Below are 15,106 nucleotides of genomic sequence, written 5' to 3' on the forward strand. Positions count from 1 at the left end.
TCTAAGGTTAGTTTTTTGAGTATTTTAATCTATAGATTTAATAAGTTAATTCTTATTTGGAAAATTATTCAAACGTCATAGCTTTGAGTAAACCAGCTCGTGTATTAATCCAGATATAATTGAAAACCGATTGGTTTTTGTTTCTTTCTATTCCTTGTTTGGTAACTTCTTTAAATTGAGATTCGCGTTTATTACTGTTTTTGGAAACAAAAATGTTTACCACATCTGATAAAAATTTATTCTTTTCTTTACCACCTTCTCGCAGTACAACCACATCAAAATTTTGATATTTTGTTTTGAAATCAATTTGTGAGAGATTGTCATTACCATCAATAGTTAGATAGGTTTTTTCTAATTCACCTTCCAAACGCACATTTAAATTGGGTTGTAAAAATTTATTTAAATACGATGCTTTCAATAAATCTATTTCTGCCTGGAATAGGAATCTATCTTGAATATCATTCACATCAAACTCCCAATTGGCATGCAATGGTGCATGATCCATAAATTGGGTTTTAATATCCAATGTTGTTTTTGTTGGTGACACATAGGTGTTACTCACATTTTTTATTGTGGCTTGAAAATCATTAAAATTAACAGTTCCGGCTTGACGGTCTGCTTTTACTTTTTCGGAATAACTAATTTTGGTGTCAGCAATTTTGACCTCATCTATGGCTAAATCAAACTTTAAATCTCGTAGCATTTTGCTGTAAAGTGGTTTGATGCTCATATCATCAGCTACCAATTTATCACGATATATGTCTGCATCAATTTCCGAAATTAACACCTGTGGACTTTTAATTTGAAGAATAGAATCCTGACGAAAACCATAATTAAAATCCTTTAGTTGAAGTGATTTTATGGTTACATCATAATGATCTCGTTCTACTTTTATAACGCGAGACAATTCTTCTTTTGAATATTTTGTTTTTATTGAAACATCTTGCAAATTAATTTGTTCATTTTGAATACTAGATTTTCCTGCTCTTAAATCATCATATTCACCCATTCTAAAAAACAAACTATCAAAAATTAGATTTAAATTTTCATAAGCTATTGGGATTTTCTGATTTTTCGTTTTTTCGTCAAAACGAATATTTTCTAATGAAAACTGGGTGTTTTTAACTTGTAGCATTAAGGAATCTGTTGACACATCATTAATTTGGATGCTTCCGTTTTCTATATTAAAATCATCCAACTTCACGATTTTATTAAACGGTTTGTTAGATTTGGGTTGGTATGCAGACTTTTGCACTTTAGGGTTGTGGTTATATAAAACATCTGGGCTATCTAATTCCAAATCGGAAATATGAATGGTATTATTCATTACATAGTTCCAATAACCAACATCTTTTACCAATAACTGATTAAGTTTCAGCGTCATTAATGTATCATTGGTTGTTTCGCCTATTCTAGAAAATTTAAGTTTATTTACCTCCAAACTACCAGAAAAAATGTTCACACGTAAATCTGAATACGTGACCTTCATGGTTTTAGGAAGTTCGTTTTCAAGAAAACTTGTCAGTTTATTTTGTATAAACCACTGTGCAACAAATAATAATATTAAAAAACCAATAATTATTCCGAGTCCTATTTTTAACCACTTTTTTCCAGATTTGCCCATTTTATAAAGATATCTAATTTTTCAGATTATTTTTAAATATCTTTACGTAAAAATTTTACTCTATGAATGCTTTCCTTGATTTTTTAGGCGACATATCTTGGTGGATGTGGATACTAATCGCTTTAGTTTTAGTTGCAATTCGCGATGTATTTTTTCAGAAACACCACACAATAAGTCATAATTTTCCTATTGTAGGTCATTTTAGATATATTCTGGAAAAAATTGGCCCCGAATTAAGACAATATTTAGTTGCCAATAACCGAGAGGAACTTCCTTTTAACCGTATTGAACGTGGCTGGATTTATGCCTCTGCAAAGCACGAAAACAATTACGAAGGCTTTGGAACTGATAGAGATATTTATGCACATCAGCATATTTTTATTAATAATGCCATGATGCCTTTTAAACTTCCCGAAAATCATCCGCACCTAGCAGATCCTACATTTTTACCTTGCGCCAAGGTTATGGGACTTCATAACAACCGAAGAAAACCGTTTAGACCAGCATCTATTATTAATGTGAGTGCCATGAGTTTTGGTTCGTTATCAGCCAAAGCGGTGGAATCTATGAACAAAGGTGTAAAAATTGCTAACGCCTATCACAATACTGGTGAAGGTGGTTTATCTCCATACCATTCGCATGGTGGTGATGTTGTGTTTCACTTTGGAACCGGATATTTTGGTGTCCGAAGTGATGATGGTACTTTTTCTATGGAAAAATTAATTGCTTTAGTGGATAATAATCCATTTGTAAAAGCTATTGAAATAAAACTATCACAAGGTGCTAAACCTGGGAAAGGCGGTGTTTTACCAGGCGCTAAAATTACACAAGAAATATCAGATATAAGACATGTACCTTTAGGCAAAGATGTCCTATCTCCTCCTAACCATTCTGCGTTTTCAAATGTACCAGAAATGATGGTTTTTATAGAACAAATTGCAGAAGCAACGGGATTACCTGTTGGTATAAAAGCGGCCATTGGTAAATTAGAGCAATGGGAAGAATTGGCAGACATTATGGTTAAAACTGGCAAAGGCCCAGATTTTATAACTGTAGATGGTGGCGAAGGTGGAACAGGTGCTGCGCCTCCAAGTTTTGCCGATCATGTTTCTTTACCTTGGGTTTTTGGTTTTAGTGACTTATATAAAGTATTTAAAAACAGAAACTTAACTGAACGCATTGTTTTTGTTGGTAGTGGAAAGTTAGGTTTTCCAGCCAAAGCAGCTATGGCTTTTGCTATGGGAGCCGACTGTATAAATGTAGCACGTGAAGCCATGATGAGTATTGGCTGTATTCAGGCGCAAATTTGCCATACCAATCGTTGTCCAAGTGGTGTTGCTACACAGAGCAAATGGTTGCAAAGCGGTATTGATCCTACCTTAAAGTCTGAAAGGTTAGGACAATATTTTAAAACCTTTAGAAAAGAATTTATTGAAATTACACATGCTGCTGGATATGAACATCCTTGTCAGTTTAAAATGAGTGATGTGGCTGTAAATGTGGACGACCAAACGTTAACTAAAGAATTAGACAGAACGTATATGTACAACAAAACTGTTGTTCCTTTTACTAGCGTTCAAGACTTGAAAGATTGTCAGTATTTAGGAGGTTCTAAAGCCTAATTAAATAAATTTAGAAAAGCTTTTTTGTTTGTTTTAGATATGGGTACTCGGTATTCATTGTCTAAAACAACATAGCCTTCGTTTTCAAAATGACGTACTTTTTCTAAATTTATAATATGCGATTTATGACATTTAAAAAAATTAGCGCTTAATAATTTTTCAAACTTTCCTAAATTGTAAGAGCTTGTTATGGTTACACCATTTGTAATATGAATTTTGGTATAACCTTCATAACCTTCTAAATGAAGAACCTCATCTTGAGGTATAAAGGAAATCCCTTTTTGAGTTGGAATAATGACTTTATTATTTTTAGAAATATTCTCTTCTAAAAGGTTCACTAATTTTAAATTACTAGCACTTTCATTCTTCAATTTAATAACATCCAGCGCTTTATTGATGGCAATAACCAGATCGTCATTATCTATAGGTTTCAACACATAATCAATTGCCGATTTTTTAAAAGCTTCAATAGCATACTCACTATACGCCGTAACAAAAATGACTTGAAAATTAACATCTGTAAGTTTTGAAAGTAATTCAAAGCCATTTATTCTTGGCATTTGAATATCTAAAAACAGAATATGAACCTCTTGTTTTTCTAATGCAACAATAGCATCTTCAGGTTTCTGATAAGCGCCTAGGATTTGAATTTCTGGAAACAAATTTTCAATCTTTTTCTGTAACCCTTTGAGATTGGAAATTTCATCATCGACTAATATGGCTGTTATGTTTTTCATTTTTGTTTTTTAGTAATTATAAACACAGATTTGTTGCCTTTGTCTACCCTATTTGGATTTAACTCTTCCGCTTTATAATCTATTTCCCATTTTTCAGAATAATTTAAAAAATGCAATCTATCATGCAACACATTAGACGATTTTACGTCATCACTTTGTCTGTTATTGGTATTTGCAAAACCTACACCATCATCTATTATTTCTACTTTAAAGGTGTGTTCATCTATGTATATAAAATTTAAGGTAACTAAACCATTATCCATTTTGTTAAATACACCATGGTTTACGGCATTTTCAACTATAGGCTGCAATAGCATGGTTGGAATTTTGGTGTGCTTTGTAACCAAATTAGGATCTACATTAAGCACAAAGTTTAATTTCTCTTTAAAGCGAAGTTTCTCAATTTCTAAATAGTTTTGAAGCAAGCTAACTTCTGTTTCTAATGAAATTTCGTTTTCTTTTGAAAGCTCAAAAAATTGCCGAATGAGCTTGGAAAACTTCACTAAATACAACTCGGAAGTTTCAAAATTATTTTCTCCTATATAATACTGAATCGCTGAAAGGGAATTGAATACAAAATGCGGATTCATTTGAGAACGTAAGGCTTTTAGCTGTAATTCAGATAAACGCTTATCCTCAAAAATTTTCTGATGCTTTTTAAATTGGGCGCGTTTTACAAAATACCTTGATATTAAAACGATGATACTAATAGCTAGTAACACCATGAAAGCTTTATACCAAAATTTCTGCCACCACAAGGGCTTAATAATAAAGCTTACTTGATCAGTAAACCCTTGAGTCTCTATGAAAAGCGTGTAGCTGTCTGGTTGAAGGTCATTAAAATTCAGGTTATTAGTGGATGTTTGGGTCCAATCCTGATATATGGGTTCTAGTTTGTAATTAAAGGATAAATTCGTCTGCCTTTCAGAATAATCTATATTAGAGATTTTAAAGTTTATACTACTATTGTCTTCATACTGAAACACCGAATTACGCGTTGTAATGGGTTGATTATTAAATAGTGCTTCCTCAATATAAACATCTAATAATTGTGGAGTGTGCTTTTGATTTTTTGGTAAAATAGCGATTCCGTTATTGGTACCTATCATAAGTTTCTCTTCATGAACGAGTATATTGTTTACACTATTAGATGGCAATCCGTTGTCTTTATCTAATAGCATTTGAAAAACGAACGTATCATTTTCTTTTGTGTATTTTAATACACCAGACTCGGTTGCTAACCAAATGGTATTGTTTTCTAAATAGGCATTATTTACAATTAGAAATTCGGATTTAGGTAACTGCTTAATGGTTTTTAAATCTGTAATATAAGTGCCAAATCCGTCAGTATTTAACAAAATCTCTGTGTCTGAAATTTTAGTAATACTTAATATGGATTGATTAAATTCTTTGTTATCAAATTGAATTGAAGAAATCACCTCTTCTTTAAATTCCTTTAAACCACTTGATGTGGCTACTAAAAACCTATCATTGAATATTAACAATTCATTAATCCCACTTTGTAGATATTCGTTCTCAATACTAAATTTTTCAGGGTTAATTTTATTGATTCCTACGGAGAATTGCCCAAACAAATAATCATTGTAATAAACAAGCTGACGTGCCTTGTCATTCATTAAATAAATACGGTCTTGAACATCAATATCTATAATCGCATTATTTTTTCCCATTTTAATATGACGTTTAGACATGTAAAATTCAGTGTCTAATTCCTCTACATAAGTGGCCTTAAATAGATATTCGTCTTCGTCTATAAATGGCAAAAATTCATTTTTAGACTGGTTAAACTTATAAAAACCCTTATTAAAAACATTAGCAATAATTTTATCATTTACCTTCCCGATATTATTTATTTTCTCGCCGGTTAAACAATATTTTATATTTTGTTTTTCTATTGGTAAGTGGTAAACTCCATCTGTAAAAGTGCTTATCCAGATAGATCCTGTTTTGTCTATAAGCGCAAAATGGGCTTTTAAATGTTCAGGTATATAGTACGTGTTTCTAATGTGAAAATTTTCATCCAAAACACCAACAAATCCGTTTCCAGAGATCTGGATTTTATTGTTTACTATATTTATTCTTACGTGTTTAGATTGCTCTAATGCTAGTTCATCCTTAAAATTCCGATTATGTAATTTTAAAGTATTCAAATTAAGAATAGAATATTGCTTATCATTTACCCAATAAAACAGACTGTCTGTAATTTGACCCCTTTTATGAATTCTATTCAAGACATCTTTAAAACCATAGCTTTTAATGGTTTTATTGTTTTTATCTTGAACAAAAACAGAGTCCAATAATTCTGTCGTTTTAAAACTAGAAATAGTAGGATGGTCAATAAAGCTATTTGCAGCAATAGAGTCTCCTAATCGATACTTGATTAAAAGCTTCCACTTTTCATTTTTTAAAACATGAAATGTATTAGAACTCGTTAAGAACATTTTATTTCCGACTTGACTTGAATAAATAGGATTAAAAATTTCGCCTTTTAGCTCACTTTCAAAAGCATGAACACTATCATTTTCAATATATCCTAATTTGGATGATTTAGAGAGGTACCATAATTTTCCATCTGGAGTGGGAAAAACTTCCCAAACATCGTTAGTTGCAAGCCCATCTTTGGTGGTAAATATTTTCATGGTATTACCATTATACTTAACCAAACCTTTATCTGTAGCAATCCATAAAAACCCTTTTTCGTCTTGGGCTATTTTATAGATATGGTTACTTGGTAAGCCGTCTTTTGTAGAGTAATTGGTGAACTGTTGCGCGTATGCAAATGCATTTAGGAAAAGAAATACATATAAAAAATAAGCATGCTGTATGCTGTGCTCCTGTTTTTTAAAAACATAATATGAAATAGAAAAAAAACGCCATACCAAAATGCATGTTATTCTGATATAGCGTTGTATTTGTTTCAATATATTTAGTTTTAATTTACTTATTTCAAAAGTAAGTGTTTTTTACTTTAGCTGAAATAGTTTTGATGACGTTTGAGATCAATTTATTATATTAACTAATCTAAAATTACACCAAAAGTTCCTTCGTAATGCCCTACTATGGTTTCTCCATTCTGATTCAGAAAAACATAATCTGCATTTACAGTACTTTCGGTAGGATTATTATTATCAATATTAATAGCATTTATTGTAATGCTTGGTCCTTGTGTTCCTGGAAAATTAAAAACACCCACATTTTCATTTCCCATTCCAAATTCAACATTACTAGTAATATAAACTGGCGATAAGGCATCAATTTGTGCATTTTCAATTATTACGGTATCTGTAATACTAGACACCACATACGTGTTTCCTGGAAGTGGTCCAGCCGCATCCAAAGACGGATTATCCGATACTTGGACATTTAAATACACCCAATTTGTGGTATTTAAAGAAAATAGATAATCGCCAGAAGAGCTATTTACATTCGCATCATTATCAAACATTCTTCCATTGGAGAAGAAAAAGCTGTAACTATCTGGCATTCCATTGTTATCCACATCTCCATCATCTATTTCAAAATACGCATTTGGCGTTGGGTAAAATACGTTGTTATGCGTAAAACCTTCTGTGGGCGTTATAGGATCCGTCTGCAAATCATCATTATTATCACAACTAAAAACTGTGAATATCAATAAAACTAAAAGTGTTTTTAAGTTTTTCATAATTTTAAATACTGTTTTATGGCGTTACATCATCAATTATGACACATAATTCTGCTTCAAAGCCATTATCCAAAAGAATATCGAACCTTAACTCATCTCCAACGGCACTTCCTGCTCTTTGGCAAGTAATAACTCCTGCATAATCCGCACCGTCTATTCGAATTTCTGGATTAGAATCTACAGCGCCTAAAGTAAGCGCTCTCGTTACGATAAAAGTTGTACCAGGATCGGTGGTGTAAAAAACTTCTACAACCGGTATACCTGGACCATCATTGTTAGGGAAATAATCTGTTTGTAATTCAGCTTCAGGAATTAATGTTTGTGTATTATTTATAAGCGCTGTTAAGCCCTGATAGTTACAAACATTCTCATTTGGTGATGTAAGTGGGTCGCCATCGTCATTATCACAGTTAAAAATTGCTAATGCAAAAACTAGTAGGCATAGAGATTTGATTATTGTTTTCATAAATTTTAATTTTTGAGTTATTTTTGAGTTATTTTTAAGTTATTGTTATTTAATATCGTGTGTCAATTATTGTCCGAGCGTTATAAAATTACCAAAACCACTGGCTAAACTGGCTTGCAATACAAAGTTATTTCCAGATATATCATAAATATGCAGTCCATCACCATCCGTTACATAGGCATGATTATCGTGTAAGGCCACGCCGCTAGTTTTATTCAGAGATTTCAAATCTACCAATGATAAGGTTGCTAGATCATACATTCTAACTCCATCGTAACTGTTTTGTAAAGGGGCATTAGTACTAGCTTTCATGGTTACAAAAGCATGACCATTATGAATAGCAAAGGCCGTTGGATAACCTTCTAAAGACACTTCATTAATTAATATTAATGTGGCCGCATCAAATTGCTTTATTTTTTTATCAATTGTATTTGCTACAAAAAGATGAACGCCATCCGTTTCAACCCAGCTATGGTAGTGGCCAAAAGGTGAGTCGCTGTAAAAAGCCACATCAATATCTGTATTATTTAAAGTTCCAGTGGCTGTTGGAATACCTGGATTTGTAACATTATAACCATGCAAACCACTGGCCTGATCTATTACAAATAGTTCGTTTTGCACGTTTGTGAGACTCATGGCAGCTCCTCCCAAATTAACTTGAGAACTAAAGTTGAAATTAGCTAAATCTAATACATGCAATCCCCGAAAAATATCGGTTATATACCCCACATTATTTACTGTGTACATATCGCTTAACAAACTAAAAGCAAGCGAATTGTCCTTTGGAATTGTAAGCGAAACCGCTGGAGCTGTTGCAATACTAATATCTATTAAACTTAAATAAGGCGCCGTAGCATCGTACTGTGCTACATAGGCAACATTGGGCGATACACTTACAAAATAGGATGTGTTTACTGAAATACTGCTCGCAAAAACGGGTGCTGTAGGCGTTGCAACATTTATAATTTTTAAATCGTTACCATCCGTTATATACGCATATTGTGGCGTAATTGTACTTCCCGAAGGACTTGAGGAGCTATTATCGCTACAACCGAGTACCAGCGTGAGTAAAACTGTAACAGTTAGTAATGTTTTAGCTTTGATAGTAATTTTCATGTATTTTATTTTAAAATAATTAGTTTCAATTTATAACATGTTTTCCCTTATACTATAATTTGAAAACTGTTAGACTATAATCATCCGATTTTAATGAATTTTTACAGATGAATTTTTTAAATAGTTCATCTATAATACCATCGCAATCATTATCAATACCATCCTCAATTTCAAGTTCCTAGGGATGAATATCTCCATTAGAACATATTACCTAGATTTTTCCTGATTTTCAATACTCTTTTTGCTACAAAAATTAAGGTAAAGAGTAAGGTTTTTAAAATATTTTTTTTTACTGTTTAGTTAAACAAACATCGTTTTTGTATTAGCGAAAAACAATAGCTATTTAAACAAACGTGCATTTGTTGCAAGGAACTGTCCTTTGTATTTAACGAAAATAAATTTTAAAAATAAATATCAAATTTTTGAATAATTGCCATAAAATCCATTAAAAATGCGACTCCTATATGAATAATAATTCCGCCAATAATAGATTTACTGTGCAAAGAAATAATCCCTAAAAGATAACCGCCAAATATTGAGCCTATAATCTCTCCAGTAGGTTTTCCAACATGAAAAAAAACATATAATGCTACCATAGGTAAAATAGACTTTGAGCCCAAAATTTTAACCATACTTAAAACAAGAAATCCTCTAAAAAACCATTCTATAGAAATAAAATCTAATAAATATGCAGGTTCATAAATAGCTAAAGCATTCATCTTATTTATGGTGTTACCTGTATAACCAATTGAAGGATATTGATTTAAAAAACTAGGTTGAAATGATGCAAAAATAATAACAGGAATTACAAATAGCAAGAGTAAAAAATATGGTTTCCCACTTAAATTTTTCGTTGAAAAACCATAAAAATTGGTGTTATATTTTTCAAAAAAATAATAGAAAAATAAAATTCCGAAGGAAAATATAATGGTACGCATTGCTCTTGTAGCAATTTTAATATAAAAAAAAGCTTTTTCAGGTGCAATATTTTCATAAATCCATTTGTAGTGTTCTAAAAATCCTAATCGTAAACTCACTAAAAGAATAGCAAATATGCTAGTAAACCAAAAACCACGCGATTTTATAAAGCTATAATCTGATTTTGTAAAAACTATTATTGCTATTGTAGCGTAATAAGCAAATCCAAAAAATAAAAAATAAGACACTACAAGTAATGGCGTATTTATAGTATGACTTAAAAAATTTACAGCAAAATCTGTAACATGATTTATAGAGATAAAAACACTTAAAAACAATATAAAAATCAGGTATGTAGAGGTCTTATAATCTTCTTTTAGATGTGTTCTTATATATTTTACTATGGTTTTCATTCTTAAATAGATTTAAAAAATTATTAGTTTTATAAATTTTCATCTATCATGATATTACAAGTATTATCCATACCGTTTTTTACTTCAATTGCATAAGTTTGTATTAGTATCATCACCTATTGCATTTTCATAAATTTCATAGATGTCTGTACCTTCATTTCGACTATTGTCTATTCCATTACTTTTAATTTTATTCGCTTATGGAATAAGAGTTTTGTAATCATCTTATAATCACAGATTCTGTTCATGTTGTTGCTTGGTAAACCAGTACCTATAAAATAATTGGTAATTTATTGGGCAATAGAAAAACTCCATATCAATAGTAAATAAATTGTGATATGGAGTTTTAAAGGTTTCAAAGTCTAGTTTGTGCTATTTTCTAGGTATTATCTTCACCATCACAATTACTGTCTATCCCATCATTTAAGAATTCTCTAGTATATGGGTGAATATTAGCATTAGTATCATCACAATCTAAATTATTATTTACACCTGCTGCTGGTGGAGGCAAAGCACTACCTGCTCCATAACCATCGCCATCTTCGTCTGTGTAATATTCTACGATGTCTATATCTCCATCACAGTTATCGTCTATTCCATTACCTACAATTTCATCGGCTAATGGATTTATAGCTGCATCATCATCATTACAGTCTCCTGCATAATATGAATATCCGCTAGGTATACTTTCATCTACCAGTAATTCTAAAACTTCTGTTTCTTTCCCAAAACCATCTCCATCTGCATCTACAAATAAAGTGATAGATATGTAACCATTACAATCCTCATCAACTCCATTATCAAGAATTTCTGTTGCTCCTGGATATACAGTTGCATCGTTGTCATTACAATCGGTGTTATCCATGACGTAATTTGCAGGAACGTAACTAGTTGCGTAAGAAGTAGGAGATTCAGATGCATCGCCATAGCCATCTTGATCTATGTCTGGCCAATAATTTTGGAAATCTTGAGGTGGACTACTTATACCATCCCCACATCCTGAACCTATTATAAATACTGCTGTTACTAATAGTAGACCAGGTAAAATTGTTTTTAAAAATCGTTTTTTCATAATGTTAAGTATTAAGTGTGTTAATATTAATTTGTTTATAGAATTTATAATAGAAATAAGCGGATACAGAAATAAGGCAAAGCGCTATGAATTGGGAATGAGATAGTAAGTTATCTATAATATAGCCGCGTTCATCGCCTCGAAAAAGCTCTAAAATTCCTCTTCCAAAAGCATATAACATTAAATAGATTAGGAATACCTGACCTTTAAATTGTTGATGCTTTTTAACAAGTAACAGTATTAACATAATAGTAAATATCATACTGCTCTCATACAATTGCGTTGGGTGAACTGCCATATTTTGTGCTGTTGGAAAAACCAATCCGAATCCACTTTCTGTTGGAGAACCATAGCAACATCCTGCCGCAAAACAGCCTAGTCGTCCAATAGCATGTACAATAGTTGTTGTTATTGCAAAAATATCTAGCATGGGCAAAACTGGTATTTTATGCCTTTTTAAATACCAGATGATATAAGGGATGATTACGACAAATGAACCATAAAACACAAAGCCGCCTGAAAAGTTATCAGACATTAAGCTTGGATTTTGAAGATATAGCAATGGGTCTTGTAGGTAATAAAATAGTTTACCTCCCACAAAACCAGCAATAAAAATGCAATAGAAAAATGTGTTTGATAGATTGTTGATTCCCAATTCCTTTTTTGCACGCCATCTTGTATAAATTGCAGCCACCAATGTTCCTAGTGCAATTAAGGCCGCATAAGAGTATATAGTGATTTCCTGTATTCCAAGAATACGTGATAGAAAATCGGGTAGTGAAAAGCTAAAAAGTTCTGTAAACATCGAAACTATTGTTTAATTATTTTTTTGGTTGAAATACCTTGCCTAGTTTCTACTTGTAAAAAGTATAATCCGTTGGATAGGTTTGAAATATTTAAAGAATTTGCACCTGATTGAAGTTTCCCTTGTTTAATAACTTGACCGTTTAAAGTGATTAAACTATAATGTGCTTCATTTTTAATAGAAATTGTAAATTGATTATTTACGGGATTGGGGTATATATCAATTGAGTTTTCAATGTTATTAGCATCTTCCAAAGAAAGCGTTGCATCTATTTGTGTCGTTGCCGTATTTGTTATAATCGGTAAATTATAATCGAAATAAATATCTGCTGAACATTCTACAATATCTCCAATTACAAAACCAGATACAGTTTTAGCTTTAAAAACCACAAAACCATGACTGTTAGGTTCATCTGAAGTACTATCTGCTAGATTAATATTATCAAATTTAAAATTTACTTGATCCCCATTTATAGACGTAACATAACTATGCGATGCATAAATTGGCATAAACGTAGACCAATCTATATCTGCATCTAAAACCGTGTTTACATTAATATTGATGGCAGAAGCTGTACCTGTATTCTGAAAACGAATTCTAAAGTATAAATCATCTAAAGCTTGCGAGGCTGAAATTAATGGTCCTTGTAATACAACGGCGTCGTTAGGATCATAGGATCCAATTGTTATTTGTTGTAAAATAAACGTGTTATTTGCTGAATTTGCATCACTGCTTGGACTTATAGCCGCATCAAACAATAATACATCTCCATTAGTTACTGTTGGAGGTGTATTAATATTAAAGAATACATGAATAACTCTAGTTTCAAATGGCAATAAATTTGAATAATTCCAAGACAATGAGTTTGAGGTGGAAGTATCTTCAATTGGAGCTGAAGATAAATGATTTACTGTAGTATTATCAAAAGACAAATCAACAGAGCCTGAAGCTGCAGTGTCTCCATTATTAGTATAAACGATACTATATCCACTATTAAATCCTGGTCTTGCATCTGTAGTTGGCACAATTACAACTTCTACATCTGCGCCTGAAAGGTTGGATGTAATACAAAAATCCTGATTTGAAACCGCTTGACTTGTAGTGAATGTATTAGAATAATTAGCAGGATTAGATGTTATTACGGCATTGGAAATTTCAGTTGTAACAGTTCCTGCTTCATCAAAAAGAAACCCATAATTACCTAAAGTATTTGTATTAGAAAAATATACATTACCACTAGTAGAAGCCGTGCTTTTAACTTGAATATTTTCCGGCGTATATGTTGAAGTGGCACAGTTATCTGCGTTATCATCATAACTTACCTTTCCATATATGCCATGTGGCGAATTATCTTTATATAAGTTAATTGATCCAAAGTTATAGGTCGTATCGTAATTGTTAGAATCTAAATTTCCTATTGTTCCGGATAATTCTAAATAATAATTTCCTGTTGTATCGATTAAAAAAGGAGAGCTTTCGCAAAAATCCATTTGTCCAGGACCTCCAAAATACGCAGTGCAATCTAAATTAAACGTTTGCACTACAGCACCTGAGGCGTTTTTTAAAACCACACTAGACAAAGTCCCCATTTGACTTGCACCCATCATAGCATCAAAATAATAATAACCGTATTCTGTAAAGAAAACATAGTTTTCATTTGCGAATAATGGAAATAATGATGATTGAATTACAAATGGCTCCTCATTAAAAGTGGCATTCTCTAATGCCAAAACACCACTTGTATAGGATGTGTTAGAGTTAGACATACTAACGTTATTTCCAGTTAGCGTCCAACCATTTAAATCGGTGGCAAAATCAAAATTTGGAATATTAATATTTTGAGCCTTAATGAAATATAGATTGCAAATTAATGCAAGAAAAAGTAATTTTATTTTCATGATAAGTAGGTTGAAAAAATCGCCAGCAAAAAAAATGAATTTCTACTGACGATTTTGGGGTTTATCGATTAATAGCTCATGCAAAATAAGCTGTAATACAAAGACTACAAATCCCTATGAAAGGAAGTAGCCTTTCCATCCAAGGAACGTTAGCTTTCATTCTACGAAGTGAATATTTGTGCTATAATAAAAAACGACTTATGTTTGTGTTCTCATAAATCAGAACCATGGAAGGACAAATAATAAACCTATTAATGTTTACAATTCCAGCAATTATTACTGGATTAATTGCTTATTACTTTTTTAAAGAACATACAAAGAATGAAGACGGCAGACGCCGGTTTTTACTGCATAAAGACATGCAAACAAACAGCATGCCTATTCGTTTGCAGGCTTATGAGCGTATGGCACTTTTTCTAGAACGTATTACGCCTTCAAAATTACTGATTCGTGTAGCCCCACTTTCTGCTAATAAGGAAGATTACGAGTCTTTATTAATTCAAAGTATAGAGCAAGAATTTGAACACAACCTATCCCAGCAAATATATTTGACGGACGATTGCTGGAATATTATTACAGCTGCCAAAAATGCAACCATGCAACTTATTAGAAAAGCCGCGTTGTTAGAAAAAACAGATACTGCTAATAAACTACGCGAAGTAGTCCTGACGGAAATGATGGAAAAGCGTGCGCCTAGTGATGCCGCTTTATCATTTATTAAACAAGAAGTTGGCGAAATGTGGTAGGTTT

Annotated in this window: 12 protein-coding genes; 2 read left to right on the forward strand and 10 right to left on the reverse strand. The window is 32.0% G+C overall.

Annotation, left to right across the window (positions count from 1 at the left end; all coding sequences use genetic code 11):
- Positions 1–64: 64 nt before the first annotated feature.
- Positions 65–1,489 (reverse strand): hypothetical protein, encoded by a 1,425-nt coding sequence (locus ES675_RS11450; protein ID WP_246126255.1) that lies wholly within the window; start codon positions 1,487–1,489, stop codon positions 65–67.
- A 197-nt stretch (positions 1,490–1,686) separates the two neighbouring features.
- Between ES675_RS11450 and ES675_RS11455 the strand changes: the two genes are divergently transcribed.
- Positions 1,687–3,246, forward strand: a complete 1,560-nt coding sequence (locus tag ES675_RS11455; RefSeq protein ID WP_066256367.1) for an FMN-binding glutamate synthase family protein — start codon at positions 1,687–1,689, stop codon at positions 3,244–3,246.
- Here ES675_RS11455 and ES675_RS11460 read toward each other — a convergent pair.
- The 9 genes from ES675_RS11460 to ES675_RS11500 all read right to left on the reverse strand — a co-directional run bounded on the left by ES675_RS11460 (position 3,243) and on the right by ES675_RS11500 (position 14,356).
- Positions 3,243–3,983 carry a LytR/AlgR family response regulator transcription factor gene (locus ES675_RS11460; RefSeq protein WP_066256371.1) on the reverse strand — a complete coding sequence of 247 codons (741 nt, stop codon included), beginning with the start codon at positions 3,981–3,983 and terminating at the stop codon, positions 3,243–3,245. The two genes, ES675_RS11455 and ES675_RS11460, sit on opposite strands and share 4 nt — an antisense overlap.
- Entirely contained in the window at positions 3,980–6,925 is a 2,946-nt protein-coding gene (locus tag ES675_RS11465) for a sensor histidine kinase (RefSeq protein WP_066256377.1), read from the reverse strand. The genes ES675_RS11460 and ES675_RS11465 overlap by 4 nt, the downstream gene beginning before the upstream one ends.
- A 95-nt stretch (positions 6,926–7,020) precedes the next feature.
- On the reverse strand, positions 7,021–7,668 hold the full coding sequence (locus ES675_RS11470) for a hypothetical protein (protein ID WP_066256381.1): 648 nt from the start codon (positions 7,666–7,668) through the stop codon (positions 7,021–7,023).
- Between the two features lie 16 nt (positions 7,669–7,684).
- On the reverse strand, positions 7,685–8,134 hold the full coding sequence (locus ES675_RS11475; RefSeq protein WP_066256383.1) for a hypothetical protein: 450 nt from the start codon (positions 8,132–8,134) through the stop codon (positions 7,685–7,687).
- A 66-nt stretch (positions 8,135–8,200) separates the two neighbouring features.
- Positions 8,201–9,250 (reverse strand): LVIVD repeat-containing protein, encoded by a 1,050-nt coding sequence (locus tag ES675_RS11480; protein ID WP_066256386.1) that lies wholly within the window; start codon positions 9,248–9,250, stop codon positions 8,201–8,203.
- 401 nt (positions 9,251–9,651) lie between these two features.
- On the reverse strand, positions 9,652–10,506 hold the full coding sequence (locus tag ES675_RS11485) for a CPBP family glutamic-type intramembrane protease (protein WP_148367458.1): 855 nt from the start codon (positions 10,504–10,506) through the stop codon (positions 9,652–9,654).
- A gap of 454 nt (positions 10,507–10,960) precedes the next feature.
- Positions 10,961–11,653 (reverse strand): putative metal-binding motif-containing protein, encoded by a 693-nt coding sequence (locus ES675_RS11490; protein ID WP_066251611.1) that lies wholly within the window; start codon positions 11,651–11,653, stop codon positions 10,961–10,963.
- A gap of 4 nt (positions 11,654–11,657) precedes the next feature.
- Positions 11,658–12,458: a prolipoprotein diacylglyceryl transferase gene (locus ES675_RS11495; RefSeq protein ID WP_148367460.1), complete on the reverse strand. Its 801-nt coding sequence runs from the start codon at positions 12,456–12,458 to the stop codon at positions 11,658–11,660.
- 5 nt (positions 12,459–12,463) lie between these two features.
- Positions 12,464–14,356 carry a T9SS type A sorting domain-containing protein gene (locus tag ES675_RS11500; RefSeq protein WP_066251604.1) on the reverse strand — a complete coding sequence of 631 codons (1,893 nt, stop codon included), beginning with the start codon at positions 14,354–14,356 and terminating at the stop codon, positions 12,464–12,466.
- Between the two features lie 227 nt (positions 14,357–14,583).
- On the opposite strand from ES675_RS11500, the gene ES675_RS11505 reads away from it, so the two are divergent.
- The gene (locus tag ES675_RS11505; protein WP_066251601.1) at positions 14,584–15,102 is read left to right on the forward strand and encodes a DUF7935 family protein; all 519 of its coding nucleotides are present in this window, start codon (positions 14,584–14,586) and stop codon (positions 15,100–15,102) included.
- The last annotated feature ends 4 nt before the right edge of the window (positions 15,103–15,106 follow it).

The sequence above is a fragment of the Algorimicrobium algoritergicola genome, assembly GCF_008086165.1.
Lineage (GTDB): Bacteria > Bacteroidota > Bacteroidia > Flavobacteriales > Flavobacteriaceae > Algorimicrobium > Algorimicrobium algoritergicola.

Bases quoted from the DNA above. Each gene is read 5' to 3' on its own strand.
- ES675_RS11450 (WP_246126255.1), bottom strand. From the start codon at position 1,489: ATGAAGGTCACGTATTCAGATTTACGTGTGAACATTTTTTCTGGTAGT.
- ES675_RS11455 (WP_066256367.1), top strand. From the start codon at position 1,687: ATGAATGCTTTCCTTGATTTTTTAGGCGACATATCTTGGTGGATGTGG.
- ES675_RS11460 (WP_066256371.1), bottom strand. From the start codon at position 3,983: ATGAAAAACATAACAGCCATATTAGTCGATGATGAAATTTCCAATCTC.
- ES675_RS11470 (WP_066256381.1), bottom strand. From the start codon at position 7,668: ATGAAAAACTTAAAAACACTTTTAGTTTTATTGATATTCACAGTTTTT.
- ES675_RS11475 (WP_066256383.1), bottom strand. From the start codon at position 8,134: ATGAAAACAATAATCAAATCTCTATGCCTACTAGTTTTTGCATTAGCA.
- ES675_RS11480 (WP_066256386.1), bottom strand. From the start codon at position 9,250: ATGAAAATTACTATCAAAGCTAAAACATTACTAACTGTTACAGTTTTA.
- ES675_RS11490 (WP_066251611.1), bottom strand. From the start codon at position 11,653: ATGAAAAAACGATTTTTAAAAACAATTTTACCTGGTCTACTATTAGTA.
- ES675_RS11495 (WP_148367460.1), bottom strand. From the start codon at position 12,458: ATGTTTACAGAACTTTTTAGCTTTTCACTACCCGATTTTCTATCACGT.
- ES675_RS11500 (WP_066251604.1), bottom strand. From the start codon at position 14,356: ATGAAAATAAAATTACTTTTTCTTGCATTAATTTGCAATCTATATTTC.
- ES675_RS11505 (WP_066251601.1), top strand. From the start codon at position 14,584: ATGGAAGGACAAATAATAAACCTATTAATGTTTACAATTCCAGCAATT.